Raw genomic sequence first — 19,099 nt, 5'->3', positions numbered from 1 at the left:
ATCAAAAAAGTTTTGGGTCTATGAGCTGGTATCTGGCCAAATGAGGATGGACGAGATGTTTACTTTATAAAGCAAATGAAAGTGGTTAAGGTTTTTGATTGAAAATAAAAAAAGCCAATGAGATCGAAACCAATGAATCTGCAACTACAAAAAGGTTTGCTGTTGGGCTGCCTGGTTCAAAGCCTCCTACCCAAAAGGTGAAACCTGCATGTCCCAAAAGCCACAAAACACACAAACAAACTCCAATGATCCCAATCATTTTTTCTCTTTAGTAAATTACCTAGCCATATAAGCCCTTTGAGCTAACTAAGCTAGTTCATAAACTTACCTGCCTTACCAAGGCTTCCATTAGATATGGTTTGGTCTATGTACCGTCGAATGACAGTAATAGGACAAGTAGTGAATGAGCTTTATCACATAGGTAAAATTTGGCAACCCACTCTAATTTATATAGCATCATCAGACCAACTTTGTAAATCAAAGACTCGCGTTAAAACCTTAAACTCATACATACTTTTTACGGTATATGACATTGAACTTTTATGAGGTATATTAATCTTGGAATTAACTTTTTTTGAAAGCTTGCTTACGAAAAGCCTAAATTTACTGAGCAACGCTTTTACCTCTAAACAATCAGGTTGCCGACTAAGTTGTTTTGCTGACGTGAAAATCTCGACTGGTCGATGCACAAAAAATATTTCACACACAATTCAATTCATATAAAAACGGACAAGCCTTATGCGCTCATTAAGGGTCTTAATCACATTAGGTCTTACCATCTGTAATTATGCAACAATACATGCCAATGAGTTTCACAATTACAGCATATATAAATATCCAGAAGATTTATACAAAAGAAGGAAACTATCAAGTAAAGGTGGTTATCAGTTAAGAACAGATCAAAGAGAAAATAACGAGATTAGAACAAGATTAGAGGCTGCAAAATTTTCACCTACTACAAAAATCAATGGCAACTTAAACTTTGTTTCCGGGGCCGTACGAAATGGGGTTAAAGGTGAAGCCGCTCATTCAACATATGAGTATAAGTTAAAGCTATCATCCAGTATAACTGGCAAGGATTTATTAATTACAAAGCTTGAAGTAGGTAATGCATTAGAAAGTTCATTAGGGTTGGATCTTCAAAGCTCTAGGGGCCAAGAACTGCAGATTACAAGTCTTTACTACACTTTTCCAGTGGATAAAAATATTCGTGTGAGCGTGGGGCCAAAAATGTTTGGTTATGAAGGTCTCGCAGGTACTTCTAGTGCATATAACGAAAGAATAGCAATACTTGATGGTAGTAATTATTCTACAGATGCAGGGAATGGTGCCGCATTTGTCATATCCTATCTATCAGATAATGGATACAATTCGAGCCTTAAACTTACATCAGAAAATGCAAATAACTCTAGTGAGGGGATTCTAACTGAGGAAGGGAAAGACAGCCTTATTTATCAGGTTGGTTATAGTGCAGAAAGTTTTGGCGGGACAGTTACCTTTAACAAGACTGATGAATTTGATGCTTTAGGATTAGGAGTTTATATAAGTCCCGAAAAGCTCCCATCATTAAGTGCATCAATAGAGTTAAAAAATCAGGATAATGGCCAAGAAATTATAAATTGGTTATTAGCCCTCAATAAAACAAATAAGGACTCTACTATTGGGATCGGTTTTGGTACATATGATATTAACGAAAACATTGCGTATGAGGTTTGGTATAACTATAACCTAACGGATACTATCATGATCAACCCTATCCTCTTCGTAAAGAAGGAGGGTAACTCTTTAATAAATAAAGATGAATTCGGGTTTGGTTTAAATGCAAGATTCAAATTTTAACAAGTAATTATAAATTATATTTGGACTAGAATTATATTAGTTAGCATTGGGGAGTAATGTTAAAAGAGTCTATCAATCGGTTGATCTAATTCGTTGAGATCAACTAGCCCAATAGAGCCAGTATCTTCTAGAAACAACAGAATTTTATTTTTATAATTAATCATATCTCGAATACGTTCATTAATTTGTATACGAATACTCTTACTTAAACGATTTTGATCATCGAGCTTGAAAAAGTATAATGATTCATCAACCAATGATGCATGCGCATATATTTTATTTTTGGTGTTCACTGGAATGATCTCTGAAATACCAATACTAGGAATGAAATATTTAAGAGGTTCTATAAATCCATACTTCTTGTGTGATTTGTATAGTGGGTATTTATCATAAGGGTTTGTGCCTTTTGAAGCCCATCGCTTTTCCGTAACTCTATCTCCTTTCCCATAATGCTCACCATATGAAGATATGGCCCAACCATAATTTTGAGTTTCTTCTTTTTCTATATCTAAGTAGCTTAATAGGTTTATTTCGTCTCCACCTTTTGGTCCATGTTCTGTGAAAATTATGATTTGGTTATTCTTATCGTAATATAAACCTTGAGCATTCCTGATTCCGATTGCCACTGCAGAGAATTCATTGCTGTTAAGATTAATTCTTAGTATTTTACCCATAGCACTTTCTTTATCTTGAGCTAGATTTCTACTCCTAAATTCGCCAGTAGAAAAAAGAATTTCATCAGAGTTCAAACCAACTATTCGACCTGCTGATTGATGAGCTGTGAATTTAAAGTTTTTATTTTTAGAGCTTACACATTCATCTGGCATAAATAATGGTTTGAAATTAACCTCTCTTAGGTCTAAATCGGCATAAACTAGACTCGTATTCCAACAGTCCTCTTTGTGTTCGTTAGTGAAAGATATATATATTTTCCCATCAAATACCAATAGATCTTTCATTGAAAAGGTATTCGATTTTTCAATTTGCTTACGTCCAAAATAATCTTCCAGGTTGTTCTTAATTTGTTTAAACCTAAGTTTTGAATCGTTATATTTTGTATATCCTAAAACACCATTTGAGGAAAGCAAAAAGATATTATTTTTATATTGATCTAAGTATGCACTGCCAGGTATGATATTAGAAATTCCTCTCATAAGAGAGATGCTATTAGGTTTGTATTTATACAGGGTTAAGTTATTATCCAAAATTGGTACACCTGATGTCGCCTTTAGGAATTCTAAATCGACTAATGATTCCTTAATTCTTATATCGTTTTCTATTGATGAAGGCTCAAGGATCTTTAATACTTCCTGTGCAACGAGGAGTTTCCGCTCTTGTCTTCGTAAGACGTCTATTTCTCTATAAGGAAGCAAATATTTATTTATCTTTGATATTGTGTCTTCTGGAAGGATTTTTTTAATATCACGTATTAATTGTTCGTTATTTGACCTTTCACTGCTTAAGAAACTTAAAGTAATCTTAGATACATAACCAAGTCCGATGATTAATGTGGGAATAAGGATAATTCGTGAAAAAACCCTTTTCATTGAGTAGAAAAATAAGATTTGTCAAATATAAGCTATTTTAGAGAGATTGAGTGACTTATACAAGTTACTTTAACTTTTGATGGTTCCAATGCCTTTTATGCATGAATTAACACGTTCAAGTTTATCCCAATAAAAAGTCTCCTCTTATTTCGACATGTTCCTTGCAAATTTTTCTAAGCAACTTTTATTATGAGGATTAACAGATCTCTAATTTTTATTAATTTTGTTATTGTTGTGTTAATGCTTGAGGTTGGTGGTCAATTCCTACTTGCACTACGAAGCAGAATATTTCTAAATAGACGAGCAGTTAACCCTATCCTTGTTGAGTATCTTAAATATGTAAACCATTCTAGGGAGCCAAAAACTAGGTTTTTATATCCATTTCAGAAACCTAAAAATCTTGATAAGAATTCGATTTTTATCGCCTCTTGTTGGGGCGAGTGTTCAACTAATAAAAATAATACGAAACGGCGTCTTTTAATTCAAGGAGATTCCTGGATGGAACTCCTGGACAGAAATGTCATTAATCAATTTAAGGATTTCTTCAATTCAGGATATGAGATAATTAATGGAGGTACGACTTCCTTCTCTCCCAGCCTTATGGAAGCCCAGTTCGGATATCTAATCCAACGGGGTAATAACTTTGAGAAAGTTGTAGCATTTGTCGACCATACTGATATAGCAGACGAGTATTATAATTATAGAAAGTTACTTCAGACTAGTGGAAGGTTTGCTAAAGTCAGACCCATCCAATTGATAAGAAGTAGGTCAGGGATTGAGTTCATACTTACTAAACTTGGAACAAGATTCATACCAGGAATGATGGCTCCAACTTTTTCTGAAATTCAAGATCCAATAAGAAATCAAAATTTAGAAGTTATCAATCATTTTAAGAATCGTCTAAGATCATATATTCAATCACTTGTTGATAATAATGTTAAAGATATTTTCCTTGTTACTCATCCACACTATCAACACTATACAGGCGAATATACCGTCAATCTCAAGCATATTGTGTCTGATGTTCTTAAAGACGTCGAAAAGAAATTCGCTAATATCTCTTTAATCTATATCGATCCAAAAGCAGAAGGAGTCTGTAAAAAGCAATTTTGTGAAGATTATTTTGCCCCTGGAGATTTAGCTAGTCATCCTAGGGGTGAATCATTTAGATTCTTTGCTAAATCGCTTATAAATAAAATGAATACTAATTTACGTTAAACTTTTTATTTACTATAACATTACCCTAATTAATCTTTATACCTAATTTTCTTTTATTTAGTTTTTGCCCATATTCTTATCTATCTATTACTTTACTAATCTAAATAAACTGTTTGCAAATATGTCACATATAAATTAGGGTGTCGTGATCAAAAAAACCTTTTTACCACATTTGTTTTCAAACCCTTGCAAAGATTCTTTCATTTCACTGGAAATTTGACCATAGAAATATGGGTTCTTTATAAGTTTCTCGTATAAACTACAGGCCTTCTGGGTAGTACCTGTATCAAAATCTTTTTTAATTTGGTTAATCTCAGATAAAAATTTTAACTCCTGAGAATCTTCATGATTTCTTGAGGTTTTCTGATCTGGTGTCAGAAAATTGGAACATGAACAACATGAAAATATAATCACCAAAAAACTGATTCGATAAAGACTCATTTTTCTTTTAAACCCCCATTTCATTAATTTTACCTCTTATCCTACCTTTTGATGGCAAGTTTACACACCAAAGTTAATTACTTTGTCTTTAAGTTTCCTGATCCAGCACCAATCAATTAGAACTCTCAGGTAAACCTTGAATAAAAAAGGACCATGCACCAAAGGGTGTGTCAGTAGTCTTTAGATACTCTGGGAAAATTCATAGGATTTCACCTCTAAAAAAAAATGCAGTTGTCAGCTCAAAAAGTAAAATTGAAAAAATTGTGTTCAGTATTATGATTCTATGAAATTTTGTCATTAGAGGCCAAAGTTTACATACGGAGCTAAATCCAAGTGCTGTGCGATCAATGAGATAGTTCTTTCTTGATAATTACGAGTTCTGCTTGTATCCAGCCCATATCCCAGGAAAGCCTATATATCGATTCTTAATTTCAAGCCTTATGACGATAAAGAAAAAGTGAATCTCCAATTTTTAAAATACTCTATGGGGAGGCAATCCCAATGATCGCTCAATTCAGAAAGTTCCAACAATTCCAAAAAATTTCCGGCAAATGAGATGGCCTCCTAATCAAGCATGGACATCTGCAAGCAAGCGAGAAGGCTATCGCCACTTCGAGGTGAAACAGTTCGGAGGAAAAGGATCTGAGCGATGGGTAGAGCTATTTCCAGTCAATAAAAAAGAACTTCGAATCAAAGTTTCTTGGGACGAATTGAAGACTCACACCAAGTGGACTAGTGGTTGGTTACAGCTACCGAAAGATGAGGACGCAGTGGCAAAACCGAAGATATCACTGACTTCCTAGAAGAAAGTCAATAGAAAACGCTAGACGAAATTGTCCTCTTTTCGTCCTCCGCTAGGTTATGCAACTCGTGAGAAACCAGTCGGGGCGACAGGATTCGAACCTGCGACCTAGTGCTCCCAAGACACTCGGTGGACTTTAGGTATCCGTTTAAAATCTTCTAGAAGTCAGATGACAATGATTTTTGCTGATAACTGGGCGAGAGTATTTGTTGTGATTACCTTCCTAGGTTTTGGGGAGGCACAGATTATTGGAGGGATTGTTCCCAATATGATTGCTTTTGGATTGTTTGTTGGGGCTATTGGATACTTTGCTTTAACTGGCAAGATGGCAGAAATGTTCGGTCTAAAGAAACCATCCAAATGAGTGAGCAGTGGAAGCCAACAAAGGAACAAAATACTGGGCCTATTTCTCGTGTTTCTGAGTTCTTCATTGATGAACTCAACGAATTACAAGAGGAGCTTGAATGCCCTGACGAATTTATTTACGACTTCATGGAAGCGATAAGAAACCGTTTGTCGCCTGATAGTTGCCATAGCAAAGCGAGAAAGCTCAAAAGAAACAATCCTGATGCGAACTAAACCTTTTCAGGTTCTCTATAAATACCCAGAGCCCCTAATAGTCCACCTATAAATCCACTGAAATGTCCTATCCAGCTAATACCTTGGGGCACATTCCATGGCAGCAAAGATGGAAGGAAGTGGCCATACATTCCAAAACAAATCACGGTGAGGACAATTGCAAGAAAATGTTTTTCTAAAAAACCAATAATCAACAAGTATCCAAGGAGGCCGAACACCACTCCTGACATCCCATGTGCTGGAGTAGCCCAAAAGAACACTTGGAATATTTCGACAAATAAAACACACGCCCACACGGAGATGTAATCACGTAGTCCTTTTGAAAGAACTAACCAACTCAAAGGGAGAAACAAAAGTGTGTTTGAGAGCAAATGACTAAATCCGCTGTGACTGAAAGGAGCAGTAAACAGTCCCCACCATGGATACCCACCTCCCATTAGAAGGTTCCAATTCCCACCAAGCCAGACCTGATCAATTAGCTCCTGAACCCAAGCGATTCCAATCAAGAACAAAGGAACTAAGAATCGCAATGATTTACTAGCACTGTTCATTTCTAAGTTGTGATTAGTCAAATCTCTTCTCGGTATTTTCCATTCGAGCAGCTTGCGCTACGAAAGCTTCTAGTCTTCCATGGTTTTCTCTGAACAGAAATCGTTTAACAGGTTCTTCTCAAAAGGGTGGTTGTGAGATGGAACCTTTAGAGCTGCTAAGCAAATTGCTGATGTGATGTGTCACACCTTGGATACTCACCTCATGAGCTACGCCAGGTTCATTCCAGATGGGACAGCTGACCTCTATGCGAAAAGGAATACTGCCAAAAAACGCAGGACTACTTAGAAATATGCCTCGTTATAAGTTGCTCAGCCATTTAGCCGCATGACGATCAGAGTTTTAGAGCTAGCTGAGCAGCTCAAAGTTGGTACTGATGACTTGCTGGCTGTTTGCACGCTTCTAGAAATACCAGCAACTTCAAGGATTAGTTGCCTTAGCCCTGAGCACATCAAAAAACTCACGGCCTACTACCAAGAGGAACTGGAGAAGAAATAGGCATTAAGGCGGATTGCAGTTTTGTAACGGTTGATACATAATTATTTCACTGACACACGGAGGGATAAATGATCGACACTCCGCCTGAGTATCAAATAGAAGCGAATTGACTTCTGGTCCCTGCTCCAACATTCTCATTTTATAAGTGGGCTGGTCGTAGATGCTTTCCTAAGCATTAATGACACTCTTATGCATCGTTTTAGGTGCCCTTAATTGAGTTTTATCAGCCTTACACCTAGAAACTTGGCCCCAGGCGATCAAGAGCAAGAAACTTCTAAAAATATGCACATTAAACCGACCTCTTTGCTTCAAAAGGAAGGTCGGTTTTTGTTATTTGTATACGACACTTCAGACTATATTTAATAGCCCAGATAAGGTTAAATCTTAAAACTTTATTAAGTCATATTTGCTGGTAAGGATTACCTAATCACTGCATATTTTGTTACTAAATTTCTAAAATACAATTTTTTATGATAGGTTCTGCTTCAATCTTAAGGAGGTGCAAGTCATGCTTACAAGAATACCTTATGAGATGCAAGATATTAACATCGAACACGATGCCATTGATGACTATTTTGAATGCATTACTGCCTGCTCTTTAGGTGATGATGGTATCCAATGTGTCACTCAATGTATAGAGGTTCATCTTAAAGAGGAGGCAAAAAAATGATTACGACAAATCCCTTATTGATTAGCCCTAAAGGCGGGTCAATTACTTGTTTTAGAGGTGATACTGGTCGGATCTTTCGATCATGCTCAAGAGGCCGCTGTGTGTATTCAAGTGACTTACATTCTGCTAAGGCATACTTGGATGATTTGGAAGATAAAAATAGTTTGATTACGGAAGTTTCTAATAAGGTTTCTCCTCAAAGGAAAACCACATTGAAGTGGAGCAGTGAAGGTGAACTTTCCGCAGTGGACATGACAAGAATTCTCGATCGACTCGCTAACCCAGAATTGACCGAATGTGATTTGGCTTGTGATTTAAAGGATCCCTCTCTTAAAGATCAAGAAGGCATATCTTCTATGCCACTGCCTGCAAGTTCTTGGCTTCCATGAATAGATTATTGAGTGTAAGTACTTTAGTAATAGCACCATAGACATTGTTGCTATTAACAATTAAAAATTAAGTAGAGCCTAGATGGGCAATAAATACAAGGTTAATGCTCTGACTGGCTTTAGGGGGGCTTTGGTCGCAAGCCCCTCGCAAAACTTCCTCAGGAGGTCTGTAATGAACTATCAAGAAGGACTCAACTTAATTGAATCTATTCTCCCAATAGCTGTTGGTGTTTCTCTTGGATGCTTGGCTTTTCTAGGTGCCCGGGAGTTCTGGCATGAATTTGCAGTTGCATGCAAAGGAGGTTTCCAATGAAACTAACTACAACATTCGACATCCTTGGGGATGCAATGAAGAACAAACCACTAGATAACATCGTTTGTACGATCGATGATGTTGATGTGCCTATTAAGGAATGTGGTCTCGAATTAGAGGTAAATAACCAAGAGCCAAATTTAGATTTTTGGGATGAAGAATGCGAAGAGCATCCAACCAATTCTCATTGCAAGGTTTATGACGATTGAGTTTTCTTCCTTCGAGATCAAAGCCTTAATCATTTCTATTCTTCCTCAGTCGACTTTTTCTGCTTTTTGAAATTTGTAAATCTGAAATTGCAAGAAAAAGGGACCCTCTTAGGGCTCTCTAGACGTCATTAGTGATCCCCATCACTCAGCTAGCCGAACGGCTTAATCCTTAACATCACACTTTTCAGTCTCTTCAGTAGAGAGTTCAGGGGTTTTTTCTCCTGGGGCTAACGCTTTGAGTTCTTCTTGAAGCTCATGCTCTCGCTCATCAATGATTTTGATGCGAGATTGATAGGTCTTTTCCAGTCTCTTGCGGGAAGCTTCAAGATTGTCGAGTTCCTCCTGCCGTTGCTTAAGCTTGATCTCCTCTAGTTGGCTGTCAGAGACCACATAAACAGTCCTCATTGGAGAAAAGAATGAGTCAGCAAAAACTGCATCGAATAAGGATGTGTACATGATGTTTTATGCGGGAACACCATTATTCTGCACCAAGTTTCAGCAAGAACTAATGATGTAAACCGAAGAAATCTATACGGTAAATATCACCTGATTCGGTTAATAACACTTTAGTGAGTGAGAACCGTAAAGCATAAATACTTTCGTAAGAACCCTATATTTAATTCACGCAAATGTGTTATAAATGAATCAGCCGAACAGGAGAATTATGAAATTAAGAACTCCTTTTACTGTAATAGAAAATGTACTGAGAGATCTTGATCGCATCCATGATTTCTCTTACAATTTGCCGGATGAAAAGCAACTTAAATTTTGGGAAGAGGAATGCAAACTTCATCCCACAAAATCCTCTTGTAAGCTCTACGAAGTGTAGACAGGATTATTTGTCGATATCTAGGAGATTTGCATTCAGAAGCTAAGCATGTGCAGTCTGGAGAAACTCTTAGGACCGATGCACCTATTGACCATGCAGGTAAAGGAGAGAATTTTGCTCCTACTGATTTATTAGCTACAGCTGTAGGGACTTGTTTCCTTACAGTGATGGGAATCACTGCCAAAGAAAAAGGTTGGAAATTAGATGAAATAACAATTGCAATTGATAAGAAGATGACAACTCAAGGTCCTCGCAAGATTAGATCTTTATTACTTCAAATTGATATGCCAACTAATTTAGGAGCTGATCAATTAAAGGTCCTTCAAAAGGCCACGAAGGACTGTCCTGTTTTGAGAAATTTAAATGACTCAATAAAAATCAAAGTCAAGTGGAATCAATCAAAAAAGAAAAAAAAGACTTCTCTGAATTTTGTCGCTACTAATGTCTTTCGTGAAACTCCTCAAGTCACGTTCTTTGATGCAGGAGTCAACGGCTCTAATGGAGCTGATGTGGTAATTCATCACGGAGCTGCAATTTCTCCTCCTAACGACAATGAATTTGAGCAGTATTACGTTCATTACCATCAGATTGATCACAACTTAGTTTTAGAAGGAAGTCGCACTTTTACTCTCCTCAACCCTGCATGGGATGAGCCTCATCACGTGATTTACCTCAATCCAAAAATGGGTGCTCTTCAAATACCTATTGGGACTTATCACCAATCTGTTTCAGGAACAGAGGGCAGCATGGTATTGAACCAAGCAGTAAGAGATAAGAATTTTGATCCAAGTAAGGAATTTATTCCTGTCAGTTTGCGAGATAGGGCTGATTTGCGTAATGCAAAAGCAGCTGAGCCTGTTTATTGGATTTGGGATGATGGAAGAATCAGAAGATTGAAAGTAGGTCGTGCTAGCAAAGCTAATGTTTTTTGTAAAAGAAACGCTGCTCCAAAAGTCGGTTAGATATTTAGTTTTCAAGATGCGTATTCAAAGAGAGAAAGTATTGCTATCAAGCTAAGAGCAACCTGAATTGATAATGCAGCACCATCTAATCGCGTGGGAGTTTCCAACAGTTGAAGGTGCATGGTCTTCTTCTCCATGCTTCGCCGACTACATCAACTCTGGTGCTCCTGGAGACAAGTTCGATGGCTTTGAGCTGAAGTATCGAGTTTGCGAACCCATCAGCGGCAGCGGTGTTGCAATAGCAATAGCTACTGATATCGGCAAAGTCTGGGCTCATCTTGGACCTTGGATCAAGGAGTACGGCATCCAGTTTGAGGTCAAAGCTGTTGTATCAGATGCAGAATTTGCCTCTATGTGGCCAGGAGTTTCTGTTGCAGCATCTGTCGAATGAAGTGAGATAACCAATGCGTCCTAAGTAGCTAGTCTTCAAGAGATTGACAGTCGACTTTCAAGGGGGCCAACTCAGGTCCCTTTTTAATGTCTGGGTCCTTCCTAGATCTTTCATCGTGGGTCATCCGAAGGCTCGGGATTTTCCTAGGCGCTGAATTTCAAATAATGAGAATGGATTGGTATTCTCACGTCTGCAAAACGTCAGTATTTAACGGTTTTAAGAGTGATTAGGGATTAACTATGGCTGCTTAACTTTGCTGCTCTTGTTTGCTCAAACTTGTCTCGAACTCTTTGCAGTGAAACCTCTTCTTTTGGGTCGAACATAAACATTTCATGCTCACCTTTGAAATTAATGAGTGATCTAACTCGTTTTTCCAGTGTTGGTCGCTGACCTCTACTTCCCATCTCCAAATACAGGACGCCTTCTACATACTCGATGTAGTCATCCAATAGCCCATCTCTAATGAGCCTATATAACGTTGCTGGACTCTTGTAGTTGAGATAGTAAGCAGCTTCAGTTGGAGTGCAAAGCATTGTTGTTGTTGATAGTAAAAATGCTTGGTATGACTTGGATGTTGGTGGTAAAATGATCGATTTTTGTTCGCTGATTCTCAATCAAAAAAAGCACGCTAGTTAAAAATTGAGATTCGAATACCCCTCTTGAACAAAGCTCTACGAAGGACCCATAACCAGCTCTATTGTCTCTATCGCTTCTGAAAAATGACAGACAGGTTATTGGCAGGCATTTCAAAAACATCATGGTTCTCAAATCCGTTCTTTATTCCTACTTCACTGACCACATCTAAATCCCGAACACCCCAAGTTGGGTTTTGTACCTTTAGTGACTGGTCAAATCGCGCATTGCTTTCATTAGTGTGTTCACCATTCCTTTTGAAAGGTCCATATAACATCAACCATTGATCCTCCTTTAAGAGGTTCCCAGATTCTTCAAACAACGCTTGTGTACAACCCCATGGAGATATATGGATCATATTGATACAGACGATGGCTTTAAGAGACGATCGAAATTCGTGAGTTAGGGGCCAAGGTCTTTTTTGAACATCCAGATCTAATGGTTGGGGCATCTTGGCAATCAATGCTTGATGCTTAATCCACGCGCTAATACTTTTTCTATAGGAGGGATCCGGATCACTTGTTTGCCAATGAATGTTGGGAAAGCGTTCTTGAAATGTCACTCCATGCTCTCCACTACCACTAGCTATTTCTAGAACAAATCCATTTGAAGGAAGGATTTTCGAAAGGACCTCTCCTATGGGGCCTCTGTTTCGTTCAGTTGCCGGAAAAAAGATTCTTTCGTCCATTGGTGCATCTAGTAAGAATCATTTAAGCCTGATCTCCTAACTAAGCATTCAGCTTCTCTAGAAGTAAACCCCAACCAAGTTCAGAAGCCTCGGCATTAAAACTTGAGCGTTGCTCACACATAAATCCGTGATCGGCAGACTCAACTTCGATATAGGTCATTCGGCTCCCTTCTGGATCTTCTTTCCTCAAGGCTTCTTGTATTGAGGTTCGATCAGATAGGGGAATTAGAGGATCAGAGGTGCCACATAGACAAGTCAATTCTCCTGAAACAGTTGGGAGTAATTCCAAGCTGGGCGAACCACCACCAGGCCGACTGATACTCACGCCTGCACCATAAAAGTCAAAAGTGGAGCTGACTGTTGGGAGTGTTGAAGTAATCAGTGCAGCATGACCACCAAAACAAAATCCAACGACCGTGATCTTTGATTGTTGATTTTGCTGTTTTAACCAAGCAATTGCTGCAGAAGCATCGGCAAGAATCTGCTCAGTAGTAGTGAGTTCTTTGTGTCGTCGTCCTTCAATCAAATCGCCTTCGCTATAGCCAAGATCCAATTCTGGAGCTGTACGAGCAAAAAGAGGCATCGCCAAAGAAGCGATACCTTTCTCCTCTAATCGATCAACAACAGAGCGAACCCAGCTATTAATTCCAAAGACCTCAGGCAAAATCAATACAACATTTTGATTACCTTTATTTGGGTTGCCCCACCAGCAGCGCAAGGGAACTTGACCACCATCGATTACTACCCATCTTCCTGCCATTAGTCAGAACACAAACTACTGAACTCACTACACACCCTATGTAGAAAAAGTCTTAACGCCATAAACCCATAACGGTCGCCCGCCTCCTGATTGAATGGAGAATTGACACCAAGGCAGGTAGTGATCTGGATGTGCCTTAGCTCTCGCAATGCGAAGTTGCCAAATAACTATTTCAATCGAGAGTTCTCTCGGTAAGCTGGGGCCATTACTTTTTGCCTCAGCCACCGTTGCAGCGGTGGCTTTTTTCATAAAACGAGGGCATCAGGTCTACAAGCTTTCTGATACGGAAATGGCTGCATTTATGGGGCACACCGTTCAAGTGCATAACGCTGCGTATGCACAATGGAGCAGTGAATCAATGCTGGAAGCATCGATGGAGCGCGGCATTCGATTTAGGGATCTGACCGGCAAGGTCTTCCCCTAATCAGGAGAGGTGGAATCAGATATTCATCTCCAGAACTAGAAATTATTGAACTACTACCCAATGAGATGTCCAAGCTTAAAAAATCATCATGCGAAATAAAAATCACTTACAATAACGTCATTTGCTTTTCATTTAATAAAAACAGATTATTCAAGGAATCGGTCAAGTATTTATATGATGCAATACAATCTATAAAGCAAATAAATGGAATAGAGAGAGGAATCATAGGCAATGAATTGTTAGATGAGACAATAAAGAAATTAGAAGAAAATATCACATTGGATAATACAGATCATGCAAGTTATTTCAATCTAGGGTTTTGCTATCAATTGTTAAATAACCATCAAAAGGCAATTGAAAATTATGACAAAGCTATTGATATTTCTCCAGATATTGCTCTTTATTATAACAATAGAGGATGTTCTTTTGGGGCACTAGAAGAATTTAAAAAGGCGCAAGATGACTTCCGAAAATCCATAAATATGGCTCCAGAGAGAACAATCAGTTACTTGAATCTAGCTGATACACTAATTGATAGTAGAGACAACCAAAATGCAATTATAAGCTATACAAATTTCATTAATAATAATACTACTCTAAAGGAAACAGATCAAACATATGTTTCAGGATATATGGGAAGAGGATTTGCATATAGGAGAATAGAAGACAAAGCAAATGCATACTTAGACTGGGCTTATGCTATGGAGTTAGGAGAAGCTAGTGCAGCCTACTTTTTTTCTAGAGATAGGCTCAAAGATCTTACAACTCATGATGCATTATCAGAATTAAATACGTCTGAAAAATTATTACTTCATGAAAATACAGATGAATACAAAAACTGGTTTGAGAATGAATATGATTATGAACAGGTGGAAAAGATTAAGCTTAAAAAGCATGTAGAAGTTAATTCTCTAATTAGAGATGAAGAGAGAAAGCTAAAATATCTAGAAAGATTTGTATCTAAAAAGGATTATAATCGCTATGATTTCTGCCTAATTGTTTTATCCTATGCAGACAGTGATGGGAAAATAAATAAACAAATTGCCGACAAGCTTTTGACTCTACATAATCTCAGATGGAATGATGAGTTGAATCAATTGTGTGAAACTCAATTAGTCAAGTTCGGCAAAGGAACCAAGAAAATTAAAACGCTCAGAGCAATCTCATTGCTGGATTATATTGGTTACTAAGAGTTATAGGGATGACCAGGACTTGTTCCCAATTGTTGAATTTACATCTTATATATAATTAAGTTGTTTCTTTTAGATCAACGGGATATTCGATTTAAGGATCTCAATTCTTAAACAAAGCAAGAGCCCTATAGCACTCCTAAAAGGGCGCTTTTTCTAGGCTGATAATTAATTAGTTTCATATCAAGAAATTTAAGCCAAATAAATTTTTCCAGCAAAGTCAAAACAACACTCGAACAATAATCTGAATCTTTGGAATCAGTTGGATAGAGAAGGAACTAGATAAAAGAGCTTGGCTTCACTTTCCCATCCTTATCTATTCGTTAGTAGCACCTTAAATTATGAATAAATCAAATTCTTATGATGACAAAAGTAAAAAGAAAAGGATCGGGAAGAGGTTTAAACTATCAACAGAAAATTTACCTATTAGGGTTTTAAAATATGTTAACGAAACAATTGAACTATTAAACATTCTGAAAGCTCTAGAAGAAGAAGAAGAAGAAGAAGAAGAAGAAGAAGAAGAAGGTTTCTCTAATGTGAATAGCTAAAGCAATGAATGAAAAAATGTCGAACTCATTTCAAAGTGCATCCAAAAAGGACAGCATCAGAGTCTCCATGGACCTTCCCAAATCACTAATTCCTAAACTAGAAAGATTGAAAAGCGAATGGGGTCTACAGTCCAGAGGCTCAGTAGTAGCACGCCTTCTCGAGGAGATTCTGCAGGATAATAAAGACAATCTAGAGAGTTAACGAGGAAACTAGGCCTCAGTATTTTCTACCTCTGGCGAGCTCAAAATTTTCTGGTTTAGATGATGAGCTATCCAAAAAAAATCAATGGTGAAAAAGGCAAAGGCCAAGAAAAAAAAGAAGTCACTCGAGCTCAAAGGAACTGAACAACTCAAGCATTCAGACGAACTGACTGCTCTCGAAAGCATCCTGACCACAACCTTTAACGAGATCGAAGGTCGTTCGCTTGGTACCTCTGTTGCAGGAATTCCAGTGAATTTCTACGACTTCGATGCCATGACGCAAGGTCTGCAAAGAGGTTCTTTAGTTGTCGTTGCTGGCAGACCTGCAATGGGCAAAACCTCATTGGTGACAAACATTGCTAAAAATGTGGCTCAATTACATGAGCTGCCTGTTTGCTTTTTCAGCTTGGAAATGAGCAAAGAGCAAATGACCTATCGCTTTCTTTCAATGGAAGTCGGTATTGAAACAGGACGCCTGAGAACAGGACGGCTAGAACAAGATGAATGGCCAATCCTTGGAAAAGGCATTGAATCTCTTGGAGACCTACCCCTGTTCATCTGCGATAAAGGCTCGATAACAGTCAACGAGATGTTGGCTAAAAGCCAAGAGATCAAGGAAAAATGGGGTAATGGTGAACTTGGGTTGGTGGTAATCGACTTTGTCCAATTAATGGATGGGCCGAATAACGAATCAAGAGATGAAGAACTGTCGAAAATCATCTTGGATCTCAAAGAGATGGCCAAAATCCTTGATGCGCCAGTGGTTCTGATGTCTCAGCTCAATCGACACGCTGAATATCGAGAAAACAAGCGCCCCATGCTCAGTGATCTGAGAGAAACCGCAGCACTAGAGAGTCATGCGGACATAGTGGTCATGCTTTATCGAGATGAGTACTACAACCCTGAATCAGATGAAAAAGGGATTACAGAATTAATCATTTGCAAGCATCGCAATGGTCCCGTCGGAACTGTAAAACTCCTATTTGAACCTCAGTACACACGATTTAGAAACTTAGCCGCGTAGTACGCCTAATAGTGTTAAAGCCTTCCATTGGAATCACCTTGAAAAGCATAGAACTAAGTATTGACAAACTAAGTCAACTTATCCCAATCCTTCTGTGAAGGTACTGATTTGGAAATTACAAAGACAGAATATAAATGCGTGATTCATGGTTCAGAGCACTTGTTGGAGTCATCGCTCTTGGAGTCATGGCGATAACTATTGAATTAGCTCCTATTTCTCGTAATGCAGAGATCAAATATCAGTGTGCTTTGAAGGGAAGTCGTATGGGTGGAAAGCTCGATACAAAAGCAAGAGAGAAGCTGGCTTCAATCTCAGGTTTAGATGATTTACGGATTGATATTCTTTGCTATGACTGGAGTGGCATTCGAGGTGCGCACTAGTTTTGGAAAAAAAATTTCATTGGAATCACTTTTAGAAGCACAGAACTAAGTAATAACAAGTGAAGACAACTTTCCCTATTAATTCTGGGAATCATAAAGTTATGAATGACAATGATTATTGGCAATTATATCAAAAGATTGCTGATGTTAGTTATAAGCATAGAAATTATAGAAAGGCAGGAGAATTTTACCTACGTGCTTTAAATATCAACAAAAATGATCAGGAGACTATTGTTTCATTAGCGTATTCGAAGTTATCTGAGAAGGATTACGATGGGACAATACTTGCTTGTACAAAGTTATTAGAGTTAAATCCTAAAAATTATGGATCATTATGCATGCGAGGTGTTTGTCGATACGCTAAAGAGGATTTTATACAGAGTCTAAATGATTATAATAAAGCTATTGAAATTCATCATGATTGGGCAACATTTTACCGTTATATTGGATATTTTAAATATATATTAGATGATTATGAAGGAGCTATAAAGGCTTTTGATGAAGTGATTGATATGGGATCAATTTATTATTATGATTATTTCCTTAGAGGTATCTGTACATCCCATACTGGGGATAATCTTAGAGCCTATTACTATGTAACCAAAGCAATTGAATTTGCATTGGATTACAGAGCTGTTTATTTATATCTATTTAGAAGTCGCTTACTGATTAGCCTAAATGATTACCCAGGCGCCTTAACAGATGCCAATAAAGCAGTTGATATTAATCCTGACAAACATTTTTGCTATATAAATAGAGCAAGCATTCATGTAAGTCTTAAAAATAAAGATCTTGTTAAAGAGGATGTTAACAAGGCAATGTCTATAGGAGTCAAATATGGGTCTACGTATTCATACTTAGGTAATATACTTGATGAACATGAAGATTTCAAAGGAGCAATTGATGCTTATACAAAAGCAATAGAAATGGATTCTGAAGACGATATGAATTTCTATTGGCGAGGAATTTGCAAATATAAACTTGGAGATTATGAAGGTTCTATTTCTGATTTTATGGACTCAATTGACTTGGAAGATACGGATTCCTCTTTTGAGGTTATTCCTGATGTTGACTATTTTCAGCCTGAAGAAGTTAGACTTTATGTATGTTGTAAGTTAATGAAAATCTTTCCAAAGAAACTTGTTGGCTACAGGGTAGCTTGCAGACTATTGTGGGAGAAAAATGAATTAGAATTAGCAATTGAATTATTATCAAAATATATGAGTTTTAAACCTAATAATACATCAGCTTTATGGGCTAGAGCTGGATTATTATTTGAATTAAAGAGATATAGTCAGTCCATACAATTTATAAATAAGTTGATTAAAAATATTAAAAGTAATAGAATGCTTAAAAGCAGCTATCTACTTAAAGCTGATAATTATTTTTGTTTAGGTGAGTTCAAGAAGGCTGTTAAATACTATTCAAAGGGTCTGGAGATGAAGAAACCTAATTGGTCATATTACAATATATTCTTGTCTGAAAAATATCTAAAGAAAGGAGCTTCATATTTAAATTTGCAAATAATAGATAAATCCCTTAAAGAATTAAAAACATCACTTAAGCTAAATTCTGAGTTTGAGAATATTATGAAAATAATAGATATTTTATGTCAGTTTGACCAAAATAATAATGCGCTTATTATTTGTAATAAGGCTATAAAGCTTAATCCTAGAGCTAAGGACTCTATTCTAGAGAGAAAAGGAGATATCCTTTTTGACAAAGGGAAATATGATCAAGCTATTACTGCGTATAGTGATATCTCAAGTAAGTACCTCAACTTATTTGAAATTTATGAAAAGATGGGCGATTGCCTATTTAAGCTCGGCAAATATGATGATGCTATAGATAATTACTCAATGTCGATTAAAGAAAATCCTATGGGGTATTACAAAAAGCGCTCTTGCTATCAGAAAAGGTCAGATGCTATTTGTCAATCAATCAAACTCTATAAAAAATAATATAGAAACAGAGGGCTTGATTTTGGGAATCACTTTCAGGCCCTCAGAACTATA

General features: G+C 37.3%; 23 protein-coding genes and 1 pseudogene. 16 read left to right on the top strand and 8 right to left on the bottom strand.

The features are described 5' to 3' along the window. Window positions 1-85 precede the first annotated feature (85 nt). Window positions 86-259, bottom strand: a complete 174-nt coding sequence (locus SOI84_RS02920; RefSeq protein WP_320674921.1) for a hypothetical protein — start codon at window positions 257-259, stop codon at window positions 86-88. A gap of 479 nt (window positions 260-738) precedes the next feature. On the opposite strand from SOI84_RS02920, the gene SOI84_RS02915 reads away from it, so the two are divergent. Next, window positions 739-1,839, top strand: a complete 1,101-nt coding sequence (locus SOI84_RS02915; RefSeq protein WP_320674920.1) for a hypothetical protein — start codon at window positions 739-741, stop codon at window positions 1,837-1,839. Between the two features lie 59 nt (window positions 1,840-1,898). Here SOI84_RS02915 and SOI84_RS02910 read toward each other — a convergent pair whose 3' ends face one another. Further along, window positions 1,899-3,386, bottom strand: coding sequence for a PQQ-dependent sugar dehydrogenase (locus SOI84_RS02910; protein ID WP_320674919.1), 1,488 nt, complete (start codon window positions 3,384-3,386; stop codon window positions 1,899-1,901). A gap of 189 nt (window positions 3,387-3,575) precedes the next feature. Here SOI84_RS02910 and SOI84_RS02905 point away from each other — a divergent pair, with 189 nt between their 5' ends. The 4 genes from SOI84_RS02905 (at window position 3,576) to SOI84_RS02890 (ending at window position 6,426) form a co-directional block, all read left to right on the top strand. After that, window positions 3,576-4,604: a hypothetical protein gene (locus SOI84_RS02905; protein WP_320674918.1), complete on the top strand. Its 1,029-nt coding sequence runs from the start codon at window positions 3,576-3,578 to the stop codon at window positions 4,602-4,604. 992 nt (window positions 4,605-5,596) lie between these two features. Further along, window positions 5,597-5,848 (top strand): TIGR02450 family Trp-rich protein, encoded by a 252-nt coding sequence (locus tag SOI84_RS02900; protein ID WP_320674917.1) that lies wholly within the window; start codon window positions 5,597-5,599, stop codon window positions 5,846-5,848. A 168-nt stretch (window positions 5,849-6,016) separates the two neighbouring features. Further along, entirely contained in the window at window positions 6,017-6,211 is a 195-nt protein-coding gene (locus tag SOI84_RS02895; protein WP_320674916.1) for a hypothetical protein, read from the top strand. Beyond that, a complete protein-coding gene (locus tag SOI84_RS02890; protein WP_320674915.1) occupies window positions 6,208-6,426 on the top strand; it encodes a hypothetical protein in 219 nt (72 codons plus the stop codon). Before SOI84_RS02895 ends, SOI84_RS02890 begins: the two co-directional genes overlap by 4 nt. Here SOI84_RS02890 and SOI84_RS02885 read toward each other — a convergent pair. Then, complete coding sequence (locus SOI84_RS02885) at window positions 6,423-6,998, bottom strand: rhomboid family intramembrane serine protease (RefSeq protein WP_320674914.1); 576 nt, start codon at window positions 6,996-6,998, stop codon at window positions 6,423-6,425. The genes SOI84_RS02890 and SOI84_RS02885 overlap by 4 nt on opposite strands. Window positions 6,999-7,302: 304 nt before the next feature. Here SOI84_RS02885 and SOI84_RS02880 point away from each other — a divergent pair, with 304 nt between their 5' ends. From SOI84_RS02880 to SOI84_RS02865, 4 genes are all read left to right on the top strand, one after another. Next, on the top strand, window positions 7,303-7,473 hold the full coding sequence (locus SOI84_RS02880; RefSeq protein WP_320674913.1) for a hypothetical protein: 171 nt from the start codon (window positions 7,303-7,305) through the stop codon (window positions 7,471-7,473). Between the two features lie 666 nt (window positions 7,474-8,139). Continuing rightward, window positions 8,140-8,532, top strand: a complete 393-nt coding sequence (locus tag SOI84_RS02875; RefSeq protein WP_320674912.1) for a hypothetical protein — start codon at window positions 8,140-8,142, stop codon at window positions 8,530-8,532. Window positions 8,533-8,614: 82 nt separating this feature from the next. Next, the gene (locus tag SOI84_RS02870; RefSeq protein WP_320674911.1) at window positions 8,615-8,845 is read left to right on the top strand and encodes a hypothetical protein; all 231 of its coding nucleotides are present in this window, start codon (window positions 8,615-8,617) and stop codon (window positions 8,843-8,845) included. Further along, window positions 8,842-9,054 (top strand): virion host shutoff-like protein, encoded by a 213-nt coding sequence (locus SOI84_RS02865; RefSeq protein WP_320674910.1) that lies wholly within the window; start codon window positions 8,842-8,844, stop codon window positions 9,052-9,054. Before SOI84_RS02870 ends, SOI84_RS02865 begins: the two co-directional genes overlap by 4 nt. 162 nt (window positions 9,055-9,216) lie before the next feature. Here SOI84_RS02865 and SOI84_RS02860 read toward each other — a convergent pair whose 3' ends face one another. Continuing rightward, window positions 9,217-9,510: a hypothetical protein gene (locus tag SOI84_RS02860; RefSeq protein WP_320674909.1), complete on the bottom strand. Its 294-nt coding sequence runs from the start codon at window positions 9,508-9,510 to the stop codon at window positions 9,217-9,219. Window positions 9,511-9,933: 423 nt separating this feature from the next. On the opposite strand from SOI84_RS02860, the gene SOI84_RS02855 reads away from it, so the two are divergent. Further along, window positions 9,934-10,845, top strand: a complete 912-nt coding sequence (locus SOI84_RS02855) for an OsmC family protein (protein ID WP_320674908.1) — start codon at window positions 9,934-9,936, stop codon at window positions 10,843-10,845. A 73-nt stretch (window positions 10,846-10,918) separates the two neighbouring features. Beyond that, window positions 10,919-11,236 carry a DUF3303 domain-containing protein gene (locus tag SOI84_RS02850; RefSeq protein WP_320674907.1) on the top strand — a complete coding sequence of 106 codons (318 nt, stop codon included), beginning with the start codon at window positions 10,919-10,921 and terminating at the stop codon, window positions 11,234-11,236. A gap of 233 nt (window positions 11,237-11,469) precedes the next feature. Here SOI84_RS02850 and SOI84_RS02845 read toward each other — a convergent pair whose 3' ends face one another. From SOI84_RS02845 to SOI84_RS02830, 4 genes are all read right to left on the bottom strand, one after another. Continuing rightward, window positions 11,470-11,769, bottom strand: coding sequence for a hypothetical protein (locus SOI84_RS02845; protein WP_320674906.1), 300 nt, complete (start codon window positions 11,767-11,769; stop codon window positions 11,470-11,472). A 170-nt stretch (window positions 11,770-11,939) separates the two neighbouring features. Beyond that, window positions 11,940-12,557 (bottom strand): DUF938 domain-containing protein, encoded by a 618-nt coding sequence (locus tag SOI84_RS02840; RefSeq protein WP_320674905.1) that lies wholly within the window; start codon window positions 12,555-12,557, stop codon window positions 11,940-11,942. A gap of 40 nt (window positions 12,558-12,597) precedes the next feature. Continuing rightward, window positions 12,598-13,317, bottom strand: a complete 720-nt coding sequence (locus SOI84_RS02835; RefSeq protein WP_320674904.1) for a dienelactone hydrolase family protein — start codon at window positions 13,315-13,317, stop codon at window positions 12,598-12,600. Window positions 13,318-13,353: 36 nt separating this feature from the next. Then, window positions 13,354-13,566 carry a hypothetical protein gene (locus tag SOI84_RS02830; RefSeq protein ID WP_320674903.1) on the bottom strand — a complete coding sequence of 71 codons (213 nt, stop codon included), beginning with the start codon at window positions 13,564-13,566 and terminating at the stop codon, window positions 13,354-13,356. Window positions 13,567-13,806: 240 nt separating this feature from the next. On the opposite strand from SOI84_RS02830, the gene SOI84_RS02825 reads away from it, so the two are divergent. The 5 genes and pseudogenes from SOI84_RS02825 (at window position 13,807) to SOI84_RS02805 (ending at window position 19,045) form a co-directional block, all read left to right on the top strand. Then, window positions 13,807-14,931 carry a tetratricopeptide repeat protein gene (locus SOI84_RS02825; protein ID WP_320674902.1) on the top strand — a complete coding sequence of 375 codons (1,125 nt, stop codon included), beginning with the start codon at window positions 13,807-13,809 and terminating at the stop codon, window positions 14,929-14,931. Window positions 14,932-15,272: 341 nt separating this feature from the next. Next, a complete protein-coding gene (locus tag SOI84_RS02820; RefSeq protein ID WP_320674901.1) occupies window positions 15,273-15,479 on the top strand; it encodes a hypothetical protein in 207 nt (68 codons plus the stop codon). Window positions 15,480-15,825: 346 nt separating this feature from the next. Then, window positions 15,826-16,704: pseudogene (locus tag SOI84_RS02815) on the top strand (replicative DNA helicase); the annotation flags it as partial. 134 nt (window positions 16,705-16,838) lie between these two features. Continuing rightward, window positions 16,839-17,084, top strand: coding sequence for a hypothetical protein (locus SOI84_RS02810; protein ID WP_320674900.1), 246 nt, complete (start codon window positions 16,839-16,841; stop codon window positions 17,082-17,084). Window positions 17,085-17,185: 101 nt separating this feature from the next. After that, complete coding sequence (locus tag SOI84_RS02805; protein ID WP_320674899.1) at window positions 17,186-19,045, top strand: tetratricopeptide repeat protein; 1,860 nt, start codon at window positions 17,186-17,188, stop codon at window positions 19,043-19,045. Window positions 19,046-19,099: the final 54 nt, after the last annotated feature.

The sequence above is a fragment of the Prochlorococcus sp. MIT 1341 genome, from assembly GCF_034092415.1.
Taxonomy (GTDB): domain Bacteria; phylum Cyanobacteriota; class Cyanobacteriia; order PCC-6307; family Cyanobiaceae; genus AG-363-P08.
Note: the sequence above shows the minus strand (reverse complement) of the source record. Positions and strands in the feature narration are given on the sequence as shown.